24 protein-coding genes and 2 pseudogenes are annotated in these 23,670 nt (G+C 68.6%); 11 read left to right on the top strand and 15 right to left on the bottom strand.

The window, feature by feature from the left end:
• Nucleotides 1–178: 178 nt before the first annotated feature.
• The 3 genes and pseudogenes from CRP49_RS34890 (at nucleotide 179) to CRP49_RS34875 (ending at nucleotide 3,161) form a co-directional block, all read left to right on the top strand.
• Entirely contained in the window at nucleotides 179–385 is a 207-nt protein-coding gene (locus tag CRP49_RS34890) for a hypothetical protein (protein WP_097257707.1), read from the top strand.
• Nucleotides 386–1,383: 998 nt separating this feature from the next.
• Nucleotides 1,384–1,840, top strand: a pseudogene (locus tag CRP49_RS34880) (transposase); the annotation flags it as partial.
• Nucleotides 1,841–1,940: 100 nt separating this feature from the next.
• A complete protein-coding gene (locus CRP49_RS34875; RefSeq protein WP_097256931.1) occupies nucleotides 1,941–3,161 on the top strand; it encodes a metallophosphoesterase in 1,221 nt (406 codons plus the stop codon).
• A 265-nt stretch (nucleotides 3,162–3,426) separates the two neighbouring features.
• Here CRP49_RS34875 and CRP49_RS49265 read toward each other — a convergent pair whose 3' ends face one another.
• Nucleotides 3,427–3,555, bottom strand: coding sequence for a hypothetical protein (locus CRP49_RS49265; protein WP_373560381.1), 129 nt, complete (start codon nucleotides 3,553–3,555; stop codon nucleotides 3,427–3,429).
• A gap of 290 nt (nucleotides 3,556–3,845) precedes the next feature.
• Entirely contained in the window at nucleotides 3,846–4,052 is a 207-nt protein-coding gene (locus tag CRP49_RS34870; protein WP_257033592.1) for a hypothetical protein, read from the bottom strand.
• 117 nt (nucleotides 4,053–4,169) lie between these two features.
• Between CRP49_RS34870 and CRP49_RS34865 the strand changes: the two genes are divergently transcribed.
• From CRP49_RS34865 to CRP49_RS34855, 3 genes are all read left to right on the top strand, one after another.
• Nucleotides 4,170–4,427, top strand: coding sequence for a hypothetical protein (locus CRP49_RS34865; protein WP_143670049.1), 258 nt, complete (start codon nucleotides 4,170–4,172; stop codon nucleotides 4,425–4,427).
• Between the two features lie 163 nt (nucleotides 4,428–4,590).
• Nucleotides 4,591–5,502: an alpha/beta hydrolase gene (locus CRP49_RS34860; RefSeq protein WP_097256929.1), complete on the top strand. Its 912-nt coding sequence runs from the start codon at nucleotides 4,591–4,593 to the stop codon at nucleotides 5,500–5,502.
• A 186-nt stretch (nucleotides 5,503–5,688) separates the two neighbouring features.
• Nucleotides 5,689–7,578, top strand: coding sequence for an AMP-binding protein (locus tag CRP49_RS34855; protein ID WP_097256928.1), 1,890 nt, complete (start codon nucleotides 5,689–5,691; stop codon nucleotides 7,576–7,578).
• Between the two features lie 354 nt (nucleotides 7,579–7,932).
• Here CRP49_RS34855 and CRP49_RS34850 read toward each other — a convergent pair whose 3' ends face one another.
• The 3 genes from CRP49_RS34850 to CRP49_RS34845 form a co-directional block, all read right to left on the bottom strand.
• A complete protein-coding gene (locus CRP49_RS34850; protein ID WP_218892978.1) occupies nucleotides 7,933–8,418 on the bottom strand; it encodes a zinc-binding dehydrogenase in 486 nt (161 codons plus the stop codon).
• Nucleotides 8,415–8,558, bottom strand: a complete 144-nt coding sequence (locus tag CRP49_RS47525; protein ID WP_218892977.1) for a hypothetical protein — start codon at nucleotides 8,556–8,558, stop codon at nucleotides 8,415–8,417. Before CRP49_RS47525 ends, CRP49_RS34850 begins: the two co-directional genes overlap by 4 nt.
• A 358-nt stretch (nucleotides 8,559–8,916) precedes the next feature.
• Nucleotides 8,917–9,525, bottom strand: coding sequence for a TetR/AcrR family transcriptional regulator (locus CRP49_RS34845; protein ID WP_097257706.1), 609 nt, complete (start codon nucleotides 9,523–9,525; stop codon nucleotides 8,917–8,919).
• A gap of 513 nt (nucleotides 9,526–10,038) precedes the next feature.
• On the opposite strand from CRP49_RS34845, the gene CRP49_RS34840 reads away from it, so the two are divergent.
• The gene (locus CRP49_RS34840; protein ID WP_097257705.1) at nucleotides 10,039–10,890 is read left to right on the top strand and encodes an alpha/beta fold hydrolase; all 852 of its coding nucleotides are present in this window, start codon (nucleotides 10,039–10,041) and stop codon (nucleotides 10,888–10,890) included.
• Nucleotides 10,891–11,633: 743 nt separating this feature from the next.
• Here CRP49_RS34840 and CRP49_RS49260 read toward each other — a convergent pair.
• Nucleotides 11,634–11,780 (bottom strand): hypothetical protein, encoded by a 147-nt coding sequence (locus CRP49_RS49260; RefSeq protein WP_373560408.1) that lies wholly within the window; start codon nucleotides 11,778–11,780, stop codon nucleotides 11,634–11,636.
• Between the two features lie 693 nt (nucleotides 11,781–12,473).
• On the opposite strand from CRP49_RS49260, the gene CRP49_RS34830 reads away from it, so the two are divergent.
• Nucleotides 12,474–13,346, top strand: coding sequence for an alpha/beta fold hydrolase (locus tag CRP49_RS34830; protein ID WP_097256927.1), 873 nt, complete (start codon nucleotides 12,474–12,476; stop codon nucleotides 13,344–13,346).
• Nucleotides 13,347–13,699: 353 nt separating this feature from the next.
• On the opposite strand, the gene CRP49_RS34825 is transcribed toward CRP49_RS34830, so the two are convergent.
• The 4 genes from CRP49_RS34825 to CRP49_RS34810 all read right to left on the bottom strand — a co-directional run bounded on the left by CRP49_RS34825 (nucleotide 13,700) and on the right by CRP49_RS34810 (nucleotide 17,499).
• Entirely contained in the window at nucleotides 13,700–14,293 is a 594-nt protein-coding gene (locus tag CRP49_RS34825; protein ID WP_095851116.1) for a TetR/AcrR family transcriptional regulator, read from the bottom strand.
• Between the two features lie 254 nt (nucleotides 14,294–14,547).
• Nucleotides 14,548–15,156 (bottom strand): SDR family NAD(P)-dependent oxidoreductase, encoded by a 609-nt coding sequence (locus CRP49_RS34820; protein WP_257033716.1) that lies wholly within the window; start codon nucleotides 15,154–15,156, stop codon nucleotides 14,548–14,550.
• Nucleotides 15,157–15,397: 241 nt separating this feature from the next.
• Nucleotides 15,398–16,465: an alkene reductase gene (locus CRP49_RS34815; RefSeq protein ID WP_097256925.1), complete on the bottom strand. Its 1,068-nt coding sequence runs from the start codon at nucleotides 16,463–16,465 to the stop codon at nucleotides 15,398–15,400.
• Nucleotides 16,466–16,659: 194 nt separating this feature from the next.
• On the bottom strand, nucleotides 16,660–17,499 hold the full coding sequence (locus CRP49_RS34810; protein ID WP_097256924.1) for an alpha/beta fold hydrolase: 840 nt from the start codon (nucleotides 17,497–17,499) through the stop codon (nucleotides 16,660–16,662).
• Nucleotides 17,500–17,627: 128 nt separating this feature from the next.
• Between CRP49_RS34810 and CRP49_RS34805 the strand changes: the two genes are divergently transcribed.
• Both CRP49_RS34805 and CRP49_RS34800 read left to right on the top strand, forming a co-directional pair.
• Nucleotides 17,628–18,236 (top strand): TetR/AcrR family transcriptional regulator, encoded by a 609-nt coding sequence (locus CRP49_RS34805; protein ID WP_097256923.1) that lies wholly within the window; start codon nucleotides 17,628–17,630, stop codon nucleotides 18,234–18,236.
• Between the two features lie 86 nt (nucleotides 18,237–18,322).
• Nucleotides 18,323–18,511, top strand: a pseudogene (locus CRP49_RS34800) (IS110 family transposase); the annotation flags it as partial.
• Between the two features lie 280 nt (nucleotides 18,512–18,791).
• Here CRP49_RS34800 and CRP49_RS34795 read toward each other — a convergent pair.
• From CRP49_RS34795 to CRP49_RS34780, 4 genes are all read right to left on the bottom strand, one after another.
• Nucleotides 18,792–19,196, bottom strand: a complete 405-nt coding sequence (locus CRP49_RS34795; protein WP_179851845.1) for a DUF4345 domain-containing protein — start codon at nucleotides 19,194–19,196, stop codon at nucleotides 18,792–18,794.
• 26 nt (nucleotides 19,197–19,222) lie between these two features.
• A complete protein-coding gene (locus CRP49_RS49255) occupies nucleotides 19,223–19,705 on the bottom strand; it encodes an alpha/beta fold hydrolase (RefSeq protein ID WP_373560380.1) in 483 nt (160 codons plus the stop codon).
• On the bottom strand, nucleotides 19,705–20,535 hold the full coding sequence (locus CRP49_RS34785; protein ID WP_037705111.1) for an enoyl-CoA hydratase/isomerase family protein: 831 nt from the start codon (nucleotides 20,533–20,535) through the stop codon (nucleotides 19,705–19,707). Before CRP49_RS34785 ends, CRP49_RS49255 begins: the two co-directional genes overlap by 1 nt.
• Nucleotides 20,536–21,133: 598 nt before the next feature.
• Entirely contained in the window at nucleotides 21,134–21,832 is a 699-nt protein-coding gene (locus CRP49_RS34780) for an SDR family oxidoreductase (protein ID WP_093903864.1), read from the bottom strand.
• Nucleotides 21,833–22,107: 275 nt separating this feature from the next.
• Between CRP49_RS34780 and CRP49_RS48230 the strand changes: the two genes are divergently transcribed.
• Entirely contained in the window at nucleotides 22,108–22,485 is a 378-nt protein-coding gene (locus tag CRP49_RS48230; RefSeq protein ID WP_306459784.1) for an aldo/keto reductase, read from the top strand.
• Between the two features lie 244 nt (nucleotides 22,486–22,729).
• On the opposite strand, the gene CRP49_RS49250 is transcribed toward CRP49_RS48230, so the two are convergent.
• Complete coding sequence (locus CRP49_RS49250) at nucleotides 22,730–23,218, bottom strand: amidase family protein (RefSeq protein WP_218835945.1); 489 nt, start codon at nucleotides 23,216–23,218, stop codon at nucleotides 22,730–22,732.
• Nucleotides 23,219–23,670 lie beyond the last annotated feature (452 nt).

Raw genomic sequence — 23,670 nt, 5'->3', positions numbered from 1 at the left:
GACCACCCATCCGGCCGGGGCGGTCTGTTCGTTCCAGGGCCTGTCCGACGGGTCGCGTCACCGACCCCGCACCCGACAGCACTGTCACCCGAATGGCCCAACATGACGTGCCACCCACATGGGTGAAGATCAAGCTGGCTAGTGCCCCAACCGAGGCAATCCGTGAAAGGCGAACCAAATGCGCATTCGACGAATCCTCGCCGCCGTCATCGCCACGGCAGCCCTCGCCGGACTCGGCCTCACAGGCGCTGCCACCGCCACCGCCGCCGCACAGGGTGCCCCGTCCTACGTCACCCCTTCTCAGTGCAAGCAGGGCGGCGGAACGGCCGATCTGACGGACAACACCTGCAAGGGCGGTATGTACGACGGGGAGAAGATCGACTGAACCCCACAAGGCGCCCCGCAGCCACGCGCCGCGGGGCGCTCCCGTGCGAGCGTAGCCGTGAGAGTCGCAGGGACTGTGCCGACCCGTCGGGCACGCTGGGTCCGAGTCGGCCCGGAAGCACGCGGCGGGCGGGAGCTCTGGCTCGGCCGCGTAGCGGTTCCTCATCTCGGCTGCCAGCTCGCGGCTCGTCATGATGAGCGAAGGGACGGACTGGCGCTCGCCTTCGAGGGCGCGCTCGCCCATGACGAGCTCCTGTTCCAAGTCGCCCTCCCGCGCGGCAGTCACTCCCAGCGTTACCCGCGCCTCAGCGTTGCGCATGGGTGAGCGCTCCGTGCCGTCGAAGTCCGTGCCCGCCCGAAGGACTTCTTCCGCGAGCGCCCGGGCTAGCTTGTCCTCGCCGACCAGGCGATAGTAGTCCATGGCGTAGAAGTCGAACTTCGCCGAGTCCACCACGAAGTGATTATCGAGGTTCTCCGGGTGCGGCACCCCTTCGAGCAGGTTGCGCCCAGGATCGAGCGCCACCTCGACGCGTCGGCGGTCCCCAAGTCGGGCCCACGCCTTCGCTTCCTGCCCGGCGAGCTGTACAGCCACGCCCTGGTGTGGGGCCACGTCAGTCCCCGCCTGAGCCGCCGCGATGCCCCCGCGATAGTCGCCAGTGGTGAGCGCGAACCATGCGCGCATCTCGTGAGCCCATCCGGCGATCTCTGCGTGGTCCGCTTCAGAAGCCAGGGAGAGAGCAGCCCGACGCGTGGACTCAGCGGCATGACGGTCGCCCGTGTCGTACTCCACGCACCCTACGAGGAGTGCGAGCCAGCCTGAGAGGGCCAGTACCTCGCGGTGCTGCGAGAGCGTGAGGCTCTTCGAGTGGAGTTCCACAACGGGGCGGAGCCATTGGCGCCCCTCGATGAGGAGCTGCTCGCTCGGCATGAATGGGTACTCCGAGCAGAGTCGATCCGTGGTGATCCTTAGAGGTCACCTCATTTGGTTGCCTCGGTAGGCTGTGGGTCGTGGTGGGGATCGTCGAGCGGCTGGTGCCGGACGAGTTGTGGGAGTTGTTCCAGCGGGTGGTGCCGGAGGCGCCTTCGCCGCCTCAGGGCGCTGGCCGCCGCCGGCATGGCGACCGTGAGGTGCTGGCCGCGATCGTGTTCGTAACCACCTCGGGATGCACATGGCAGCAGTTGTCCGCTGTGTCGTTCGGTCCGTCGGGGACGACGGCTCACCGCCGTCTTGCCGAGTGGACGAAGGCCAGGGTGTGGGCCAAGCTCCACCGCCTGGTCCTCGACGGGCTCGGCTCCCGCGGCGAGTTGGACTGGTCACGCTGCGCGATCGACGTTACGAGGACGTGGCATCAAGCACCGCATCGCCCGCATGGGGATCGAGACCTCACAGTGGCTGGGCCGCCACCGCTGGACCATCGAGCGCACCATGTCCTGGCTCGCCGGCTGCCGCCGCCTCCCTTCGCCCCAAGGGGCCGCGCCCATGAACGCCGGTCCGGCCGGCCCGAGGGCGACCGGATACAGTGCGCGAGACGGCAGCCTGGTCAGAGAGGGGAAGCGTGACCGACACCAGCAACACCCAATCCGTCGACAGCGAAGCGCAAGCTCCGCGGCAGAGCCGACTGCACCGCCTGATGCGCTACATCCCCCTGATCGCCCCCGTCCTGCTGTGGGCCGTGCCCTGCTGGGTGCTCCTGTACACCGGCCAGCACTGGCCGGTGCCCGTCACGCTGGTCGGCACCGCCCTGTTCGTCCTCGGCCTCATATGTATGCCGCTCGCGATGGTGCGCGGCCACGGCCGGCGCCAGCAGGACCGGGCGGCGATCGTCGGTGACACCCTGCTGGGCACGAGCTGGGTTCTGTTCACCTGGTCCGTTCTGCTCGGCGTCTTCTTGCGGCTCGCCCTGACCGTGGCCGGCGTCGGCGAGAGTCAGGACCGGGCCCGATTCGTCACTTGGGCCGTCCTCGGCGTAACCGCCGTACTCCTCGCCTGGGGGTACGCCGAAGCCCGCCGCGTGCCACGCGTGCGCCGACTCGACGTGCAACTCCCGCGACTGGGTGCCGGGTTGGACGGCATCCGCGTCGTCCTCATCACCGACACCCACTACGGCCCCCTCGATCGCACTCGCTGGTCGGCACGGGTGTGCGAGACGGTGAACACCCTGGAAGCCGACCTGGTCTGCCACACCGGCGACATCGCGGACGGCACGGCCGAACGCCGCCGCGCCCAGGCCGCCCCACTCGGAACCGTGCGGGCCACCCGGGCCCGTGTATACGTCACCGGCAACCACGAGTACTACAGCGAGGCCCAGGGCTGGGTCGACCTGATGGACGAGCTGGGCTGGGAGCCGCTGCGCAACCGCCATCTGCTGCTCGAACGCGGAGGCGACACCCTCGTGGTCGCCGGCGTGGATGACGTCACCGCCGAGTCCTCCGGCCTGGCAGGCCACCGCGCCCACCTCGCCGGAGCCTTGAACGGCGCCGACCCCGACCTGCCCGTCCTGCTCCTGGCACACCAGCCCAAGTTCATCGACCGCGCGGCAGCCGCCGGCATCGACCTCCAACTCTCCGGCCACACCCACGGCGGCCAGATCTGGCCCTTCCACCACCTCGTCCGTATCGACCAACCCGCCCTCGCCGGCCTCAGCCACCACGGCCCCCGCACCCTCCTCTACACCAGCCGCGGCACCGGCTTCTGGGGTCCGCCGTTCCGCGTCTTCGCCCCCAGCGAGATCACCCTGCTCGTGCTCCGTTCCCCGCACCTGCCCACCTCGCCGTAGCACTGGGCGGGCCAACACGTCCGCTTGGAGCAGTCCACGAGCTGAGGGGTGCGGCGTCGGCAGATGACCAGGCCCAACGAGCCATAAATGGCCACGTTTTACGCAGGTCAGTGACGCGTGACGCCTGTACCACCAGCAGACGAAGAACGTTCTAGTTTCATACAGCCCAAAGAAACTTGGGTTCTTCTAGAGCTTCAAGTCGGTTGTCTGGAGGGAGTTCTGCCTTCCAGACAACCGAGACCCGAAGTCACTGTAAGTAAGGGACTCACGGCGTCGCCGCCTGGGCGGGCGTTGTCCATATCGCCTTCATCGTGGACACCTTCTCCCGCCGCATCGTCGGCTGGTCCGCGTCGCTGTCGAAACACACCCAACTCGTCCTGGATGCACTGGACATGAGCCTGTGGCAGCACGACCGAGACGGTCGTCCGTCCATGGCGCTTTCACGGTGCTCGGTGACTCACAGGCGGTTGACGGCCCCCGGATCACCAACTCGCCCGTCAGCCTGCCGCGTGTCAAGGGGTGTGTCCTGCAGCTGGAGTGTCCACCCGTACCCCGCTACCCGTACAAGCCCTGGCATTTGGCCCGGCATCTGGGCGCAGCATGGGCACTGCATGGCGACGGCGCGCTCATCGTCCGCTGCGCCTTGGCGCGATTGCCGGATGGCCACGCGATCCCTTCAGGCCGTTACCAAGCGCTACGGCAGTTCTGAAGAACGGCCGGCACGCTCAGCAGCGCGCCGTACGCCGCGATGGCCAGACCCACGCCCCAGCCGGGCAGGTCCAGGCCCAACCCGGCGAGGAAGAGCCACATGAGCGGGGCCGTGGCCCACATACTGCCCGCCCCGCCCGCGCCGGACCGCTCGACCTCGTCGCACACCCGCTCCTGCGGCACTCGGATGCGCTGCAGATCTAGCCATGCCCACCCCCTCTGAAGCCCGCCGTGCTCTGCCGTGAGCAGACCCTGCATTTCGCCCCCCTGGACAGAATTCCGGTCACCGGCCTTCTCGTGGTGGCTGGACACGACGACACGGCCCTGCCCGACGCCTCCGCTGCCGAAGCGGACCGCACCCTCACACGCCTGGGGACTTCCGTCCTTGGGCGCTTCAACGGCAACGTCGTCGCACACCGCCGCACCGTCCCGGACCAGACCCCCGGCCAAACCGACCACGCATTGATCACCGAAGCCGCAGCCGTCGCCGCCAGGCCGAGGGACACCGAAACCTCCTCGATCTCGATGCCGACTTCGGCCACGACCCGCTCCACCTGACGAAGTGAGTGCACCAAGGGAGCTTTATTCCGCGCACCGACAGGACTGACGCCGATCGAAGCTGAGTTTACTTTTCTATACCCAGAAGGTAGCGTCACCGGTACATCGATCCGGCTGCCGCACGGACACCTGTCACGGCACCCATCTGAGAAGGAGCGCCATCATGGGCGTCAGCCAAGAAGCACACGAGTTCGCGGAGTTCCTCGCCGGCGTGAGCGCGAAGTCCGCGACACCGGGTCTCGACCTGAGCGTCATCCGCGACATCGTCGACTCGAACCACAAGGCGTCGACCGAACCGGAAGGCGTCACCTACGCCGAGGTCGACGCGGACGGCGTACCCGCCCTCTGGGCCATCCCCGAGGGCGCCACCCCCGATAAGGCGCTGCTCCACTTCCACTTCGGCGGATCGGTCGCCGCCTCGATGCACTCCGACCGCAAGGCCGCCGGCCACATCGCGAAGGCCGCCGGAGTCCGCTCCCTGGTCGTGGACTTCCGCCTGGCGCCGGAGCACCCCTACCCGGCGCAGCTCGACGACGTCGAGACGGCTTACCGGTGGCTGCTCTCCCAGGGCTACGAGCCCCGGAACATCGGCAGCACCGGCCACTCCATCGGCGGCACGCTCGCGATCATGCTGGCGCTGCGTCTGCTGGCCAAGGGCGAGCCCACCCCCGGTGCGATCGTCAGCGTCTCGCCCTGGACCGACCTCACCCTCCAGAACAAGTCGGTGGACGCCAACGAGGCGCACGACAAGATGCTCAGCCGCGCCACCCTCGAGCTCTTCCGCGGAGCCTGGGTGCAGGACCCCGCCATCGAGCCCGCCGACCCCCGGGTCAGCATCGCCAACGCCGACCTGACCGGCCTGCCGCCCACGCTCGTCTACTACGGCGAGTACGAGACCCTTGCCGACGACGGTGCCGTGCTCGGGCTCCGGCTCGCCGACTTCAAGGTCACTTCCGAGACCCACGGGGTTCCCGAGGGTCAGCACTCGTTCGTCCTGGGCGCGGGCCGCGTGCCCGAGGTGAACGCGGCGATCGACCGGATGGGGCAGTGGCTCCGCACGCACCTCGGCGCCTGACCAGAGCATGAGTGCGGGGCCTGCCGACAAGGGCTCGCCAACCATGACGTGACGCGATGCCGGTGACCGGGAATCCGGGTCATCGGCATCCTGCTCGGCCATTGCGGCCAACCTGAGGTATGCGTTGAGGCAGCGTTCTGCACGCCGCCCCTCCCCCGGTCCCTGGACGCCACAAAGGAGTGCGCAATGGGAAAGTACGAGGACGTCTTCCGCGCCAGCACCGAAGACCCGGAGAACTTCTGGCTGACGGCGGCGGAAGGCATCGACTGGGATGTCGCTCCGCGACGCGCCCTGGACGCCTCCGGCGCACCCTTCTACCGCTGGTTTCCCGACGGTCGGCTGAACGTCTGCTTCAACGCGCTCGACCGGCACGTCGACGCGGGCCGCGGCGATCAACCCGCACTCGTCTACGACTCACCCGTGACCGGCACCCGGCGCACCTACACCTACACCCAACTCAGGGACGAGGTGGCGGCCTTCGCCGGAGGGCTCGCGCAACTCGGTGTGGAACAGGGCGACCGAGTGGTGATCTACATGCCGATGGTCCCCGAGGCCGCCATCGCGATGCTGGCCTGTGCGCGCATCGGCGCCGTGCACTCGGTGGTCTTCGGCGGGTTCGCCCCGCACGAACTCGCCCTCCGCATCGACGACGCCGCCCCCAAGGTGGTCGTCTCCGCCTCCTGCGGCATCGAGGGCAAGCGGGTCATCGCGTACAAGCCGCTGCTCGACCGGGCCATCGAACTCGCGGTCCACAAGCCGGAGAAGAGCGTTATCCTGCAACGTCCGCAGGAGCGGGCCGAGTTGGGGGCCGACGATCTCGACTGGGCCGACCTGGTCGCCGCGGCACCGCCGGCCGACTGCGCTCCCGTCCCGGCGAACGCGCCCCTGTACATCCTCTACACGTCCGGAACGACCGGGAAACCGAAGGGAGTTGTGCGTGACAGCGGCGGCTACGCGGTCGCCCTGCACTGGTCGATGGGCGCCGTGTACGACGTGGGCCCGGGCGAGACGATGTTCACCGGCTCGGACGTCGGCTGGGTCGTCGGCCATTCGTACATCGTCTACGCCCCGCTGCTGGTCGGCGCGACCACGGTCCTGTACGAGGGCAAGCCGGTCGGTACCCCGGACGCGGGGCAGTTCTGGCGCGTCGCCGCCGAGTACCGCGTCAAGACGATGTTCACCGCGCCCACCGCTTTCCGGGCCATCCGTAAGGAGGACCCCAAGGGTCTGCTCGCCGCGGACCACGACCTGTCCGGCCTGCGCCACCTCTTCCTCGCGGGCGAGCGCCTCGACCCCGAGACGTACCGCTGGGCAAGCACCCTTCTGGACATTCCGGTGATCGACCACTGGTGGCAGACGGAGACGGGCTGGCCCATCGTCGCCAACCCGGTCGGCATCGAGGCCGCGCCCGTCAAGCCCGGTTCCCCCACCCGCCCGCTGCCCGGCTGGGACGTCCGCGTCCTCGACCCCTCGGGCGATCCGGTGACCGCGGGCGTCGACGGCGCCATCGTCGTGAAGCTCCCCCTGCCGCCGGGCGCGCTTCCCACCCTGTGGAACGACGACGAACGCTACGTCGCCTCCTACCTCTCCGCCTACGACGGCTACTACCTCACCGGCGACAGCGGCCACCTCGACGACGACGGCTACGTCTTCGTCATGGGCCGCACCGACGACGTCATCAACGTCGCCGGACACCGACTGTCCACCGGCAGCATGGAGGAAGCCCTGGCGGCTCATCCCGATGTCGCGGAATGTGCCGTCATCGGGGTCGCCGACGCACTGAAGGGGCAAGTGCCGCGCGGTTTCGTCGTCCTCAAAGCCGGCATCAGCCGCGAGGCGACCGAGGTCGAGGCCGAACTCGTCCAGCTCGTACGCGACCGCATCGGTGCCGTCGCCTCGCTCAAGAGCGTGGCGGTCGTGGCCGCCCTGCCCAAGACCCGATCGGGAAAGATCCTTCGCAAGACGATGCGCGGCATCGCCGACGGCCTCGACGAACCCATCCCCTCCACCGTCGACGACGCGAGTGTCATCGAGGCTCTCCGCCCTGTCCTTCGACGCGCAGGCCGCGCCGTATGACCGTCCATCTTCTGCTATGCGCTGTTGAGCTGTCCGCGGCTGTCGTCCAGCGTCATGTCGATCACAGGGTGGCGGGTGCACTTCACCCGGCGAGACCTCGCGTGGCCGAGGGAAGTGAGCCCATTCATACGGGAGTTCAATGAGCTGTTCGGCGATCTGGATCAACGGCTGGACGACCTGGGCGTACCCGGAGGTCAGCCGTTCCTGATCAGTCCGAATCAGTCCGACGGCCGAGGGATCGCTGTGGCGTTGTCGCGTGCGGCTGGCAGCGGTCGAGGAGTTGGCGGTGTGCCGCTGGGGTGGCACTGACGCGCGGGGTGTAGTCCTGGCCGCGTCGTACGGTCACGGCCTGGCTCAGAACAGCAGTACGGGGCGCCCCCGTACACCGCCCACTTCGAAGAGACGGTGCGCCTCTGCCGCCTGTTCGGCTGGGAACGTGGCCGCGACCGGGAGTGTGAGGATGCCGGACTCGGCCTGGTCGCGTAGTTCCGTCAGGGCTGCCGTGTCCCGGAGCCGGTCCCCCACGAACAAGGGGAGCCGGCGCACACCACGGTCCGTGGTCCCGGTAAACCCCTGAAGGGTCACGATGGTTCCGCCGTCGCGCACCCCTGCGGCCACCGCCGCGTTCATCAGCCCGGCGCCGATGATCCCGCCCGCGCCGGCGGGGCGCAGTTCACGGACTCGTTCGGCGAATTGGTCCCCGCGGGGGAGCACGTGATCGGGACCCAGGCCGGTGACGAGGTCGCGGTCCTTGTCCGCCGCGTCGGCGATCACTGTCAACCCGGCGGCCTTGGCCGGCTGCACCGCGTAACCGCCGACGGCGCCGGCTGCGCCGGTCACCGCGACCGTCGCTCCGGGGGGGGCAGTTCAAGGGCGTCCAGCGCCATCCGCGCGGTGAGCGCGTTCATCAGGAGGGTCGACGCCGCCGTCAGGTCGGCCCCCTTGGGCGCGCGGACCACCGATTCCGGGGTTGCGACCACGTGGCGATCGTCGACGCCGTTCTCATGCCTTTGCTCTGACGGCCATTTGTGAAGCGTCACCGGCAGGCGATCGGTCGGAAGCGAGTTCAGGGTTGGTGTGCCCGCCACGAGCAGAGTGGCGCTGCGTCGCGAGGTCGGGTGTAGACCTCGTCGCCCGCCTTGAACCCGTGCACCGCGGGTCCGACGCGGCAGGCGAGGCCCGCGACGTGGCGCCCGTACGTAGGGGGTGGACAAGGCCGCGTGCAGGCTCCGTGTGTCGAGTGGGCACCTCTTCCCGTACGGATGTCGCGCCGCAGGTGAGGTGTTGGCGCGGTGCCTAGGCGCGGCGCCCGCTCCGCGGTGTCCCCTTGCACGCCGGTCAGTGCGCCGTCCTGGTGTCCCCTTCGTGCTCGATGCCCAGGAGGGCGAGGGCGTTGTGGATGCCCTGTTCGAGGACTTGATCAGCGAGCTGCGGGTCGGCGAGGGCCCGTGAGAGCTGGAGTGTGCCGGCCATCATGGCGTACGAGCTCAGTGCCATGGGGCGAACCGAGAGCGGGTCGTTGGGCGCCAGGCGGGTGGCGATGCCGTCGGCGACCACCAGTACGCCGTCGGTGTAGGCCTGCTTGGTCGGGTGTGTGCAGCGCCCTATCTCGTCGAGCAGGGCGGCGGAGGGGCAGCCGACGTCACGGCTGTCACGGTGCCAGGGGGACAGGTACCAGCGCACGATCTGTTCGAGGCCGGCGCGGCCCGGTTCCGCGTGCGCGACGATAGTCGCGTTCTGGGCCTGCAGCTGGTCGGCGATCGTGGTGGCCACCAGTTCGTCCTTGGACGTGAAGTGGGTGTAGAAGGCGCCGTTGGTCAGCCCGGCGTCCCTCATGAGCGCCGCGATGCCCGAGCCGTCGATGCCGTCCTCCTTGAAGCGACGGCCCGCCGTCTCGATGATCCTCTGCCGGGTGGCCTGCTTGTGCTCTCTCCCGTATCGCACCACACACTCCTCTACGTACCGGGCGGGCAACTCGCCCTCCATCGGCTCCCCCAATGTATTGTATTGTGAACGTAATTTAATAGCCCTGGATTCCAGCACCCTCACAGCCGGGGCGGGGCCGCAGCCTCTCATCCCCTGTCGTGCTGAACCGCTTGCACTGCCGGTCCGCATTCGGCTCCACAGCCGACCGCGAGCCCCGCTCACCGCAGGGGCCCCCTTGTGCGCCAGAAGCACCCATGCTTAATATTATGAGCATAATTCAATCGCCTCGCGGCTCGGCGCGGTGGATTCCGAGGCGATCGGAGCGCGCCGGAAGCCGCCTGGGTGACCCCAGGGGGTCGAGAAGGTGTCGAGCGATCCGAGCGGATCGGATCGTCGGCCTGATCCACAACTCCGGCTCGCCTCTTCGAGCGCCGGCCAACGGCAGCGGCCCCACAGGCCCAGCACGCCTCCCCGTGTGCTGCGTGAGCAGACCCGCCAGAACCGACGGGCACCCGCCAACAAGAGATGGACGTCATGAGCACATATCTGGCCGACACGGCCGAGAACCTCATCATGGAGGGGCCCTCCGCGACCTTCACCTACCGGCGCATGGGACCGCAGGGCGGCGTCCCGCTGGTCCTGCTGCAGCGTTTCCGCGCGACCATCGACTGGTGGGACCCGGAGTTCCTGGACTACCTGGCCGCCGACCACGACGTGATCGTCTTCGACAACGTCGGCGTCGGCTACACCACCGGAGAGCCGCGCGACTCCCTCGACGGATTCGCCGAGGGCGCCGCCGAGTTCATCGAGGCCCTCGGCCTCACGCAGGCCGACCTGCTCGGCTGGTCACTGGGCGGCTTCGTGGCCCAGCGCCTGGCCGCGCGACGCCCGGAGCTGGTGCGCAAGATCATCGTGGCAGGCAGCGGCCCGACCGGCTGGGTGCCCGGTGCGCCGGAGGCGAGCGAAAAGGTCCTGGGCATCATGGCCAAGCCCGACGCCGACCAGGAGGACATGCTGTACCTGTTCTACCCGGAGACGGACGCGGCCCGCGCCTCAGGTCACGAGCACTTCGCCCACGTCGCGACCCGGCTCGCCGCCGGCGGCCCCGCGGTCACCGAGGCGACGGCGCAGGGCATGCTCGCCGCGATCGGCCGGCTGCTGGCGGCCCCCTTCGACGAGGTACGGGCCGAACTGGAGTCCATCGAGCACCCCGTCCTGTACGCCAACGGTCTGCACGACGTGATGGTCCCCGCCCACGCGTCCTACGTCGCCGTCCAGCACCTGGCCGACGCCACCCTCCTCCTCTACGGCGACGCCGGCCACGCCTTCCTCTTCCAGCACGCCAAGGCCTTCACCAAGCAGGTGACCGACTTCCTCGCCGCCTGAGCACGCCGACCGCACCGCCGATCCCGAACCCCGGCGGCTGGCCGGCAGTCGTGCAAGCGCCGCCTCACAGCCGTGAGGCGGCGCTTGCACGATGGTTGACCGGCGTCGCCATCGAGGCTGGGCAGTCGGTGCGTACCGGCGACGTGACAATTCTGGATTGCCGGTTCCGAGTGGTTCACCGTCGTGTAGCTGAGGCCCTCGCCGAAGCGGCTGTGATGCCCCCGAACCTGGCCGCAGTAGACCGGCAGCTGTCCGGCAGGGCGGGGAACGCCGAGCGGCAGCCGCCCACTCGGCTCGATGCACCCGAGCATGAACTCGGCGATCGCCCGACCGCCCCGCATCCCGGGTTGAAGGCCTGGATGATGGCGTCCGCGCCGAGTTCCGAGGCGGGCAGCGTCGAGGGATTGCCCTGGATCAGGACGACGACGAGGGGCCGGTCGAGAGCTTCTGGAGGGCGTCGAGGAGCGCGATCTGACTCACCATGAGCTCCAGCGTCGCCGTGGAGCGGCCTTTCCCCGGTCAGACCGACGGTGTCGCGGACGACCGCGACGACGTAGTCCGCCTGGGACGCGACCGCCACCGCCTCAGGCAGTTCGGCCTCGCCGACCTTGGCGGGCGGGATCGACCGGATCGGGGATCAGCCGGCCGATCTGCGCACCACGACGGTGTTGCGCAGGAGCACGAGTGAACATCACGACAGTTCGAGGTCGGGGCGGACGTCGATGACGACGACGCCCACCACGTCACCGGCCGGGATGCCTTTTGGGCCCGCCCGTGAGCTGGGCGCAGCGGAACTCGTGGAAGGCCATGGCCGGTTCGAAGGCGTCTTCGCAGCCGCTCAAGGTGAAGTGGTTGGTCGCCAGGGCCGAACGCAGCGGCCGTACGCACAGCTCGCTGCCCTCAAGAACCCCTCACTGTCCTCAAGGACCCCGGGTGCCGCGCCGTGATGCCGTCCCGGCCACTCCGCGCGCACGGAGCTTGAGCCGGCCCACGGTGTTCTGTCCGAAGTCGAGGAGAAGGGGGGCCCGGAAGCGCCGCGTCAGATCCGCCGCAGGTGCACGTGGGCATGCGCCGTACCGGCGGCGCGGGATCGGGGCTGAGGCGGGCGTTGTCGAGCCGGTGCAGGCTCCGGCTCAGCCCTCGTCCTGGATTCCGGGGCGCAGCCAGGTGTCGTCGTCACGCCGGCATCGATGTCCTGACCGTCGTTGTCACCGCTCCGGGGCCGGACGTCCACGACTCATCGGTCACGATCAGCGTCTCGTGGCCGTCGGCGTAGGTGAGCCGCTCCTGCCCTGGTGGTGCGTTGCGCTATGCGCCATGACGCTTGGCGGAACTCGGGATTCCACAGCTGTGCATCCAGTTCGACTCCACCACTTGCACCCTGATTAAAGTACGGTCATACTTCAATAGTCGGCGGGTTGTTCAGGCCTGATCCAAGGGGTTTCCCACTTCCTGGGCCTCCTCTGACCGTCGACTCCGGACTGCAGTCGCAGCCGGGAGACCGGGAACCGCTCTGCGCTCACCCGCGAGGAAGCAGAAATTGGCGCACAGCGGCGGTAACCCACACATCGAAGGGCACGACCGTGAACGCACGCGAAACACGAAACGACGGCGACGTGGTGACGTCGTACAAGAACGCGCAGACCCGCACCGTCACCGCCGACGGAGTGACCTTCGCCTACCGCGACCTCGGCCCCCGGACCGGCATGCCGGTCATCTTCATCACCCACCTCGCCGCGGTACTGGACAACTGGGACCCCCGGGTCGTCGACGGCATCGCCGCCAAGCACCGGGTGATCACGTTCGACAACAGGGGCGTGGGCGCGTCCAGCGGCAAGACGCCGAAGACCATCGAGGAGATGGCCAAGGACGCCGTCACCTTCATCCGGGCGCTGGGGTTCGAGCAGGTGGACGTCCTCAGCTTCTCGATGGGCGCCATGATCGCCCAGGTGACCGCCCAGACCGATCCGCAGCTCATCCGCAGGCTGATCCTCGCGGGCACCGGTCCGGCCGGGGGCGAGGGCATCAAGAACGTCACCCGGATCTCCCACTACGACACCCTGCGGGCACTGCTCACCCTTCAGGACGTGAAGCAGTTCCTCTTCTTCACCCGCACCCCGAACGGGATTCGGGCCGGCAAGGAGTTCCTGGCCCGCCTGAAGGAGCGCACCAAGGACCGGGACAAGGCGATCCGCCCCACCTCCTACTTCTCCCAGCTCAAGGCCATCCACCGCTGGGGGCTGGCACAGCCGCAGGATCTCTCCCACATCCAGCAGCCCGTGCTCGTCGCCAACGGCGACGACGACCGCATGGTTCCGACGTCGAACTCGCACGACCTGGCCCGGCGACTGCCCAACGCCGAGCTGGTGATCTACCCCGACGGCGGCCACGGCGGCATCTTCCAGTACCACGAGCAGTTCGTGCCGACGGCGCTCGAGTTCTTCGGCCGGCCGTAGGGCCGCGGTGCGGTCTGCGTACGGGCCGAGGACGCCGACTCAGAGCCGTGACGCCCGGCGGGCGTCACGGCTCTCGGCACCTGTTCGACGTAACCGAGCTGCTCGCTTCTCAGTCATACGGCGCCGAGACGGTTTTTGTGCGGACGGCGATGCGGAGACCGGCGTGGTCGATATCCCGTCTGCGCCAGTCCGCTACGGCGTATCGAATGAGTGGAGCGTCATGCGCCGTACGAGCGGAGGATCGCCGCATCGGTGTCGCTTCCGAGATCGCAGTTGTCCCGGCGACCGCCCGCTCACGCTGACGGCCGAAATCGCGGGTGCGCGGCACCGGCGTCCCGGCCCTTGCCAGGTGGTCAGCCAGCCGGTACCGACCGCTGTTGCGCGAAGGTGAGGGCGTTCTCGATTCCCTGCTCGAGGACCTCGTCGGAGAACTTCCGGTCGGAGAGCGCCCGGGACAGCTGCAACGTTCCCACCGCCATGGTGTAGAGCCCGATGGCCTGACCGCGGGCGGATTGCGGATCCTCGGGTGCCAGGCGGGCGGCGAGCTCGTCCAGGATGGCCCTGGCGCCGTCGGTGTAGACGTCCTTGGTCGCGTCACCGCAGCGGCCGATCTCGTCGAGCAGGGCCGCGGACGGGCAACCGTCACCGGGGTTGTCCCGGTGCTCGGGCGACAGATACCCGCGGATGAAATCCTCAAGTCCCTCGCGGCCGGGCCGGAGCGTGTCGTACTGCTTGACCTGCGCGCGCAACTGCTCGGCGACGACATTGGCGACGAGGTCGTCCTTGGACTCGAAGTGGGCGTAGAAGGCTCCGTTGGTGAGTCCGGCGTCGGACATCAGCGTGGAGATGCCGGAGCCGTCGATGCCGTCCTGCTTGAACCGGTGGCCGGCCCGCTCGATGATCCGCTGCCGCGTCACCTGCTTGTGCTCTTTGGCGTAGCGCGCCACAGGGTGCCTCCCTCAACTTTGCCGGGCATTGCCTCGTGATCCCATCCTAATCCATGGCCTGACGCACGTAATATTACGAGCGACAGGTGATTGTGCGGTCAATCTGCCTCCCAGCGGACGGCAGGCCATGGGCTCGCATGGCGGCCTTGGCTGTTGCCCGGCGCGACCGCCCCTCCTGGAGACCACCGACCTGGCCGGCGGACGAGATCGCCGGCCAGGTCGGCTTCGGTGCAGGCACCTCGCTGCGACCTTGCTTAGCGGCCTGAACGCCCGTCGAGCTTGCCGAGGATCGCGTGCACCACGCGATCACGTGCCAGACGCCCGTCGATCACCGGGTTGATCACTCCTCGCGGCACGGACAGCGGGGCCCAGCGAGCCGGCCGGATCACACGGGGTGACCGGTGTTCGATGACCCGCACCACGGCTTCGGCGGCCTGGTCCGGCGCCAAGCGCTTGAGCAGCGGCCCCGGCGATGTCCTGGCCGACATCTCAGTGATCGCAGGATCCGCGTCGACGCCGTTTCTGATCATGTCCGTCTGGATCAGACGGTGGTGGCGGAGGCGCCGTGGCGGGCGAGTTCCACGCGCACTGCCCATGATGCCGGCGCTCGCGATCGCGACGCCGACCCGCCCGAACCGCTCACACAGGTGGGCCACGGCATCGTTGAGCGCGCTGCGGTCGCAGACGTCCGCGGTAAAGCCGACAACGTGGGACGACGAGATGTCGGCTGCGATCTCCAGCGTGTCCGGACGCAGATCCACGATGCCGACCCGGGCGCCGCGGGAGAGAAGGGCCCGGGCCATGGCGCTGCCGAGTCCGCCGGTGCCGCCGGTGCCGCCGGTGCCGCCGGTGCCGCCGGTGATGAAAACGACCTTGTCGGGGAGATCGCATGCATTGATGCGAATGCCTCGTCTTCAGTCATGAAATGGGGCCGAGTCCCCGTCCGGTGCGGCGAGTCCGGATTCAAAGCCGCGGGGCGGGACCTCGTCGTCATCGCCGGCGCACCGCTCGCGTCGCGAGCGCATTTGCCCCGCTGCCTGGCTGCGCCGCGCGCACGCCGAAGCGCCCGAGGAAGGCGACTCCCTCGGGCACCGGGCGCTCTGGTCAGGCGGCGTAGGTGGGGTAGTCGGTGTAGCCGGCCGCGCCACCTCCGTAGAAGGTGGCCGGGTCGGGGGTGTTCAGGGGCGCGCCCGCACGGATGCGCTCGACCAGGTCGGGGTTGGCGAGTGCCATTGAGCCCACGGTGATGACGTCGGCGATGCCGTTCTCGATGTCCTTGGCGCGGGTGGCGATGTCGGTGCCCGCGCGGTTGAGGAGCAGCGTGTTCGGCCACAGCTCGCGCAGCGTGCCCAGGAGTTCCTCGTCGCCGCCGTGGGCGAGGTGCAGGTAGGCGAGGTCCAGGGCAGCGAGGGCGCGCACGAGGTGCGGGTAAAGCTCGCGGGGGTCGTCCTCCGTGAGGTCGCCGAGTTGGAAGGGGTTGCCGGGGGAGAGCCGGATGCCGGTACGGTCGGCTCCGATCTCGTCGGCCACGGCGGCGGCGACCTCCACCGCGAAGCGGATGCGGTTGTCGAGGGAGCCGCCGTACTGGTCGGTGCGCTGGTTGGTGCTGGGGAAGAGGAACTGGTGGACCAGGTAGCCGTTGGCGCCGTGGATCTCGACGCCGTCGGCGCCGGCCGCGATGGCGGCCGCGGCGGCCCGCCGGAAGTCGTCGACCGTCGCGGTGACCTCCTCGGTGGACAGTGCGCGCGGTTCCGGCATTTCCTGCATCCCGGAGCCGGTGAACGTGAGGCCCCCCGGCTTGATCGCGGAGGGGGCCACCGGCTGCCGGTGGTGGGGGGTGTTGTCGGGGTGGGAGATCCGCCCGACGTGCATGAGCTGGATGACGATACGCCCGTCGGCCTTGTGTACGGCGTCGGTGACCTTGCGCCAGCCGGCGATGTGCTCGTCGGTGTAGATGCCCGGCGTCACCGGGTAGCCCTGGCCGTCGGCGGAGGGCTGGGTGCCCTCGGTGATGATGAGGGCGTGCGAGGCGCGCTGGGCGTAGTACTCGGCGTTGAGCTCGGTCGGCACGCCGTCCGGGGTGGCCCTGCTGCGGGTCAGGGGGGACATCGCCAGACGATGCGGCAGGGAGATCTTTCCGGCGACGGTCGGGGTCCACAGGCTGTCGAGCATGCGTGCTTCCTCAGGTTGTTGGTGGCGGACATCCGGCAGACCTCGTCCCGGACTGTGAATCCGATGAGGCATCCGCCATGAGCATGGATAAATTACATTACGTACGTAATACTTTACTGGGTGGCGGACGGCGCAGGAACGACCGGGACCGCCGTCGGCCGAGGACGTGCCGTTCGGCCTTGGCGCGCAGCTACTTACTCGTCGAGGAACTGGAGGGCGTGCTTGAGGAACCGCTCGGGGTACTGGAAGTGGGCTCCGTGCCCGGCGTCGGGGTAGATCAGCAGCTGGGCGTTGGGGATGTTCTGGGCGAGGTGCCAGGAGTTGATCGAGGCGATCATCACGTCGTTCTCGCCGTTGAGGACCAGCGTCGGCTGGGTGATCGCGTTCAGGTAGGCGTAGGGATTCTCGCCCGGCAGCGGCTCCGCATAGGCCATGGACGCTTCGAACTGCGCCTGCCCGACTGCGGGCGAGCTCGGCGGGTCCTGGTCGGCCCGCTGGTGACGTCGCTCCCAGAAGGCCCGGCCCGCTTCGACCGCGGCTTGTGAGCGGCCGAAGAACAGGAAGAGGAAGTCCTCCAGGGTGGGGACCGGGTTCAGCGCCACCTCGGGCACCTTGGGGTCCATCGTCGGGTCCCCGCCGCGGAGGCCGGTGCCGAGCAGGAGGAGCTTGCGTACCAGCTGGGGGTGGCGCAGCGCGACCTCCTGCGCCTGGTAACCCCCGAGCGAGAAGCCGAGCAGATCGACCTGCTCCAGCCCCAGCGCCCGGATGACGGCGGCGATGTCGTCGGCCATGTCCTCGACCCGGTTGCGCGGCGTGCCGGATGACGAGGCGATACCGCGCCCGTTGAACAGGATGACCTCACGGCCTTCGGCCAGGCCGTCGGTGAGCAGGGGGTCCCAGTTGTCCATTCCCCCGCGGAAGTGCTGGACGAGGAAGATCGGGACGCCGGAGGGCTTGCCCCAGCGGCGGTAGGCGAACCGTTCACCGTCGACCTCGATGTACTGGGTCGGTGCGGTCACATGCGTGTCACTCATGGCCTGAGCCTTTCTGGAGGGGCGAGCAATACAATGACGGTCGTAATTTAAAAAGTCAACCTCATAGATGTCGATCGACATCTATGTATGCTTGACCGTCGAGCGTCGACCGTGGAAGGGAGCTGGACATGCGGGTCACCAGGGCCCAGGCGGAACAGAACCGTGCGCACATCGTCGCGACAGCTGCCAGGCTGTTCCGCGAGCGCGGCTATGACGCTGTCGGCGTGGCGGAACTGATGGCAGCCGCCGGGTTCACCCATGGCGGGTTCTACAAGCACTTCCGCTCCAAGGCCGACCTGATGGCCGAAGCGTCCGCGAGCGGGCTCTCACAGACCGCGGCACGGACGGAAGGTCTGGGCCCCGCCGAGTTCGTCGAGCGCTATGTCTCCCGGGAGCATCGCGACGGGCGCAGTGACGGTTGCACCATCGCGGCCCTCAGCGGCGATGCCGCACGTCAGTCGGCGGATATCAAAACGGAGTTCGCGGCCGGGATCGAGAACCTGTTGACGGCCCTTCAGGCCCCGAGCGACACGCCAGGGGATGCGGACCAGCGCGTGGACCGCACCACGCTGATCGACATGCTCGCTCAGTCGGTCGGCGCGGTCATGCTGTCGCGGGCATGCCCGGACGGTTCTCCGCTGGCGGACGAAATCCTCGATGTCTGCCGCAAGGAAATTCTCGCCTCGCTGGCGCACGGCAGCGAGGACCAGCCGGCGGCACTGAGCCCAGAAGCCTGAGCTTGTCCTACGGTTCTAGCGCGGGCTCACGCCGGTCATTCGTAGGATCGGTGAAGCCCGAGGACTCCGGGTATGGCAGTCAGCTTGTCGCCGCGATGGCCAGCATCCGGTGCTGTCCCGTCTCTCAGCGCTACTACCATCGCAAACGCAACGAAGGTAAAAGCCACATCCAGGCCGTCCTCGCTCTGGCCCGCCGACGCCTCAACGTTCTCTGGGCCATGATCCGCGACCAGACCTCCTACGAACCCCGCCCCTCGCTCGCGGCTACGGCTTGACGTCCGCTATTGGGAAGTCCTTTATGGTCGGCGGTTTCGTTGAGGCCGGCAGCGCACGCGGGCGGGCTTGACGGCCTGGGCTGTTCGAGAGCCGTCGGGGTCCGGGACGAAGTGGCAGTGGAACGTCGGCTGATCAATTGCGTACTGCCCTAGCTCGCCGATCCGGGTGTCGCTGGTCCAATGCGCGATCGAGCCGCAGGTCCCCGTTCTCGCAGGTCACGCCTCTGTATTGCGAGAACGAGCCATCAGATGGTGCGGCCGGCATCACGCGACACTACTGTCAGGCGGTCTCTTTCAGCTGCGGGGAGGAGTCCTCCACCCGCAACACATAGGCCGCAGCCCCGGCGTAGGAAGCCTCGACGACAAGAACGGCGATCAGCAGAGCATGGGGCCACCCATCCGCCACGATGCTGACCAGGCGCCCCACAGCCAGGCCGCTCATGAAGGTGAACAGCGTGATGAGCGAAGTCCTGGTGTAACGCGTGTTAAAGGCTCCCAGGCAGAACAAGATCGCCATGGCTACGAACAGTGACCCGGAACCGCTCCTGAAAATGTTCGCCTCCGATGGCGACTGGATGTCGACCCCGTAGACGTCGAGCAAGAGGTGGGGAGCCAAGAGATAGATCAACCCGATCACGGCGATCCCGAGGCCCGCGGAACCAAGAACCAGCTTTTTCAGACGCATCTTTCTGATACCTCCGGCTTGGGAGCTCATCGAAGAAGCTCCGGAATATGCGGCACGAACTGCTCGTGGTGCTCGTGGTGCTCGTGGTGCTGGAAGACGCCGCCATGGCCGGCATCGGGGTAGATCCGAAGTGAGGCGTTGGGCAGGCGATGCGCGAGGTCGGACGATGCTCGTGTGGGAAGCCTGCGGTCGTCCTCGCCGTACGCGACCAGAACGGGATGCCGGATCAAGGAGAAGTCCATCGGTGCTTGATTTCCCCAGCGAAGAGTCGCCTTGAGCTGGGCAGCGACCCTCTCGGTGAGGTGCCGGACACAGTCTCGAGGTTCGGACCCCGGCGGGCGGGGCGCGGCCCTCCGGCCGGGAGCCGGCGGCCGGGGCTGCCGTTGGGCGTGCCCGGCCGCCGCAGGGACCCTGGTGGGCCGCCGAGGATGGCACCGGCCCAGGCTGTCGCGGCGCCTACGGGCGCCCAGTGGGGCGCTGCGGTCGGTCGTGGGCGCGGCCGGGGCCATCAGAGGGCTTCGCTGACCCGGCCGATGTACTCACCCAGCTGGTACTCGACGTCGAGGCCCTTTTCGGCAACCAGTGCGCCGAGTCCGACCGCACGCGCGGCGAATCCCGGCTGCGTCAGGGTGCCCGCGAACTCGCCGAAGGCGGCGACCAGGTGGGCGTCCGGCGGCAGTGTCGCCCGGTTGACCTGGGACTTCGCGGTCGCCAGCGCATGCCGGTCGAAGGAGGCGAGGCGGGCGACGGTCGCGTCGACGAAGGCGTCGAGTTCCGCGTCGGGCAGGGTCCGGGTGACCCATCCCCAGCGTTCGGCCAGGTCGGCGTCATAGTCGGCGCTGGTCAGGATGGCCTCCAGGGCGCGGTCGCGGCCGATGGAGCGCGGGAGCCGCTCGGCGCCGCCTCCGCCGGGGACGAGGCCGAGGCCGACCTCGGGCTGGCCGAAGAACGCCTTCTCGCGGCTGGCGTAGCGCAGGTCGCAGGCCAGGGCCAGCTCGTTGCCGGCGCCGCGGGTACGGCCCCGGATGGCCGCGATGCTGACGAACGGAGCCTTGCTCAGCCGCAGGACCATGTCGGTCCACAGCGGGTTGTCGTCCTCGTGCTCGGGCACGGGAAGGTCGGCGGCCGCGGCGGCGTCGAAGTGGTTGATGAAGAAGTCGGGAAGTTCGCTGGCGAAGACGACGACCTGGATGTCCGGGTCGTTCTCCAGCTCCGAGACGATCTTGTGCAGCGTCACGATGGACTCGGGAATCACCAGGTTCACGGGGGGATTCGAGAACGTGATCCTCGCGGTCCGCGGGGTCGTCCGCTCCAGGCGGATCGTGCTGGGCTGGCTCATGGCGTGGTTTCCATTTCATAGGGGCTCGGGCTTGCATGACCGTGATCGCGTCCGGCGACCACGGAGCTGTTGCGCCTGGTGGGGTGCGGGTGTCGCCGACTTGTCCGTCGGAGCGGCGTCGGCTGGGCCGGCCCCGCCTGCACCTGTGCGGCATGGTGTGGGCTCTGTTCGTTCGAGCTGATGGCGAGCCATCGCTCGTTTCCCACCATTCACCTTACGATCATAATACAATAGGCCCGGGAAACGCTCAGCAGGCAAGACCCGACACACGGGGCGAGCCACCGGCCAGCCGTTTTCGCCTGGATGGCCGACCGGCGAACCGAGCCGTCGAGACCGTCCGGCGGCGTACGAGAGTGGGAAAGGCCAGGCGGGCAGAAGAGCTCCTCGCTTTTGAGCGAGGCCGCCGCCGAGGTCTTAGCGGATGGAGGGGAGGGTGGCGGTGACGATCAGGTTGTCGAGCGCGGTGATGACTCCGGCCATGCCGGTCATGACCGCGGCCCCGACGGCACTGCCTCCCGAACCGGTTGCTTGTGATGCCGTGTCAGGACGTCCCCTTGGCGGACGCGCCTGGCGATTGGCCGGCGAGGGCGGGCCCTCCTCAGGGGAGCTGCGGGTAGAGCGCCGAGACACCCCCGGACAGTGCCGCCTGCGCCTGGCGGGCCGCGTTGTCGGCGAGGATCTCGTAGGCGCCGGCGGCGATGCCGTCCACGGCGATGCGCGCGATGTCGGCCGGGTCGGACTTGGCCGCGTCGACGGTTCGGACCATGTCGGTGTCCATGTAGCCGACGTGCAGACCGGCCACGCGGATGCCCTGGTCGGCCAGTTGCACGCGCAGGGTGTTGGTAAGTGACCACTCCGCGGATTTGGCGGCGCAGTAGGCGCCGAACTCCGGGAAGCTGACCCAGGACAGGCCGGACAGGACGTTCAGCATGGCCCCGCCACCGTTGGCCGCGATCTGGGGTGCGAAGGCGCGGGCCACCGTCAGGGTGCCGAGGTAGTGGGTGTTCATCTCCAGGCGGATGTCGTCCAGGTCGGCGGTGAGCAAGTCGGCGCCGGTGGAAGATCCCGCGTTGTTGACCAGGATGGTCACATCGCCGGTGGCCGCGGCGGCGGCCGCGACGGAGGCGGGGTCGGTGATGTCGAGCGCGATCGGCTTGGCGCCGGGCAGGTCGACCTGGTCGGGGTTGCGGGCGCCGGCGTAGACGGTGGCGCCGCGGCTGAGCAGTTCGGCGGCGAGGGCCCGGCCGAAGCCCCGGTTCGCTCCGGTGACAAGGGCGGTGCTGGCGGAGAGGTCCATGAAGGTTCCCGATGAAGTGGAGAGGAGATGACCAGAGCGCTGATGGCGTGACCTGACGCGGCCCCAGTCCATTAAATTACGATCGTAAGAGTAAGCAGGTCGAGTCAGTGATCGCAACCGATCCGCCTGGTGAATGACGCTGAGCCGGGCCTCTCGCCGGAACACTGTCAAGGAGCTGATCGATGCGGGCAAGGCCAAGCACTTCGGCCTGAGCGAGACCGGCCCGCAGACCATCCGCGGGGCGCAGGTGGTGCGGCCGGCCTCCGTCCTTCAGGCTGGTACTCCTTATCGAGCGGGACGTCGAGCAGCTCTTCCCGGTCCTCGACGAACTGGGCGTCGGCTTCGTCGCCTACTCATCTCTCGGCCGCGGCTTCATCACCGGCACCGCCACACCCGCCGGCGAACGCGACGTAGCCGACATGCGCAATGTCGACCCCCGCCGGCAGCCCGGCAACGTCGAGAAGGACGCCCAAGCCGTGGGCAAGCTCGGCAACCTGGCCGCGACCAAGGGCATCACCGTCTCCCAGCCGGCCCGCCCGCGCCGTCGATGTCCCTCTGACCAGGGGCGACGGCCTCGCCACGATCGACGAGATTCTGCACACGGCGGCTTCGGCGCCCGCTACTCCGAGGACCACGCGCCCGTCTGGATCTGAATCCGCGCCGGGACCCAAGCCGCCCTTCCTGACGGACACCGCCGGGACCCTCACCCCGAGGGCACCGACAACCGGCTCGCGACGGACAACGGACAACGTAAAACCCTGTCGACAATGACGGCTCGTACGCTGCATCACGACCTTGGCCCCGCTGCCCGCCGTACCGATCGCCTCCGCCACGGCTTCCGCCACGTCGTCGTCGATGAGGCACGCCGGATCCTCACTCCATACTGCGACCCGGAAATCAACGAGTCCGGTCGCGCGCGGAGGCGCAGTGTGCAGGTGAAGCCGACGTCGTGGTCCGCCGGCCCGACCACCGCCTGCAGGATCGGGACGAGGTCACGTGGGTCGCGGACCTGTGCGCCGCCGCAGGCCATGTCGGCCTCTGTCCACCGTCCCGGCCCCGGGCCGTAGGGAACATGTCCGATGAGGGGGATCGATCGCCTTGTCGACTCGTACCCGTACAGGCCGGTGAAGTGGGACGACCGCCTCCGGCGGACCCGCCCGACGTACGGGCCGTGTCCCACGGGTGTGACGAGGGGCCGAACACGGGGTTGTCGGCCTGGACGTCCTGGTGGCCCGCCGGCATGTTGCTCCTGCCCATGATGACGGCGCCCGCCGAACGCAGCCCTCTGACCGCCTCGGCGGCCTGGTCGGGTATGTAGTTCTTCAGATCCGTACGGCCGCAGACGGTGTGCATTCCTGCCGTCTCGAAGGCAGTGAACGGACGCATCTCCAGGCACACCTGACCGGCGATTCCCGTCGCACGCCGCGCCAACTCTTTGCACCAGCAGGCGAGCAGCCTTCGCACGGGCCGCAGAAGGGACAGTTCGGTCGAGCCCGTAGGGCGAAGGGTTCCCCCGCGCACCGAGGCATTGCCGGCGCCGGTCGCCGTGGCGTGAGCCGCCCCCACTCGTGTGGCAAGGGCACTCAGGGGCGCAGCCTGGGAGGCCCGTTGGCACGCAGTGACATGTCGCACACATCTCACAGGCTGTTGACAGGCCATCACAGAGTCCGTGATTCTCCTGACCACAACACGGCGCATCACCACAACAGCGGCTTGCAGCTACCTGCACCCTTCCGCGAGGTCCGGCTGGAACCTCACGGTCCGTGCCCAGCTCGTCGTCCGCGTTGATCCGCCAAGCCCCCGACGCAGCACCCTGTGCATCGAGTGGCAGCAGATGC

Source organism: Streptomyces sp. Ag109_G2-15 (assembly GCF_900215565.1).
In the GTDB taxonomy this organism is placed as follows: Bacteria; Actinomycetota; Actinomycetes; order Streptomycetales; family Streptomycetaceae; genus Streptomyces; species Streptomyces diastatochromogenes.
Note: the sequence above shows the minus strand (reverse complement) of the source record. Positions and strands in the feature narration are given on the sequence as shown.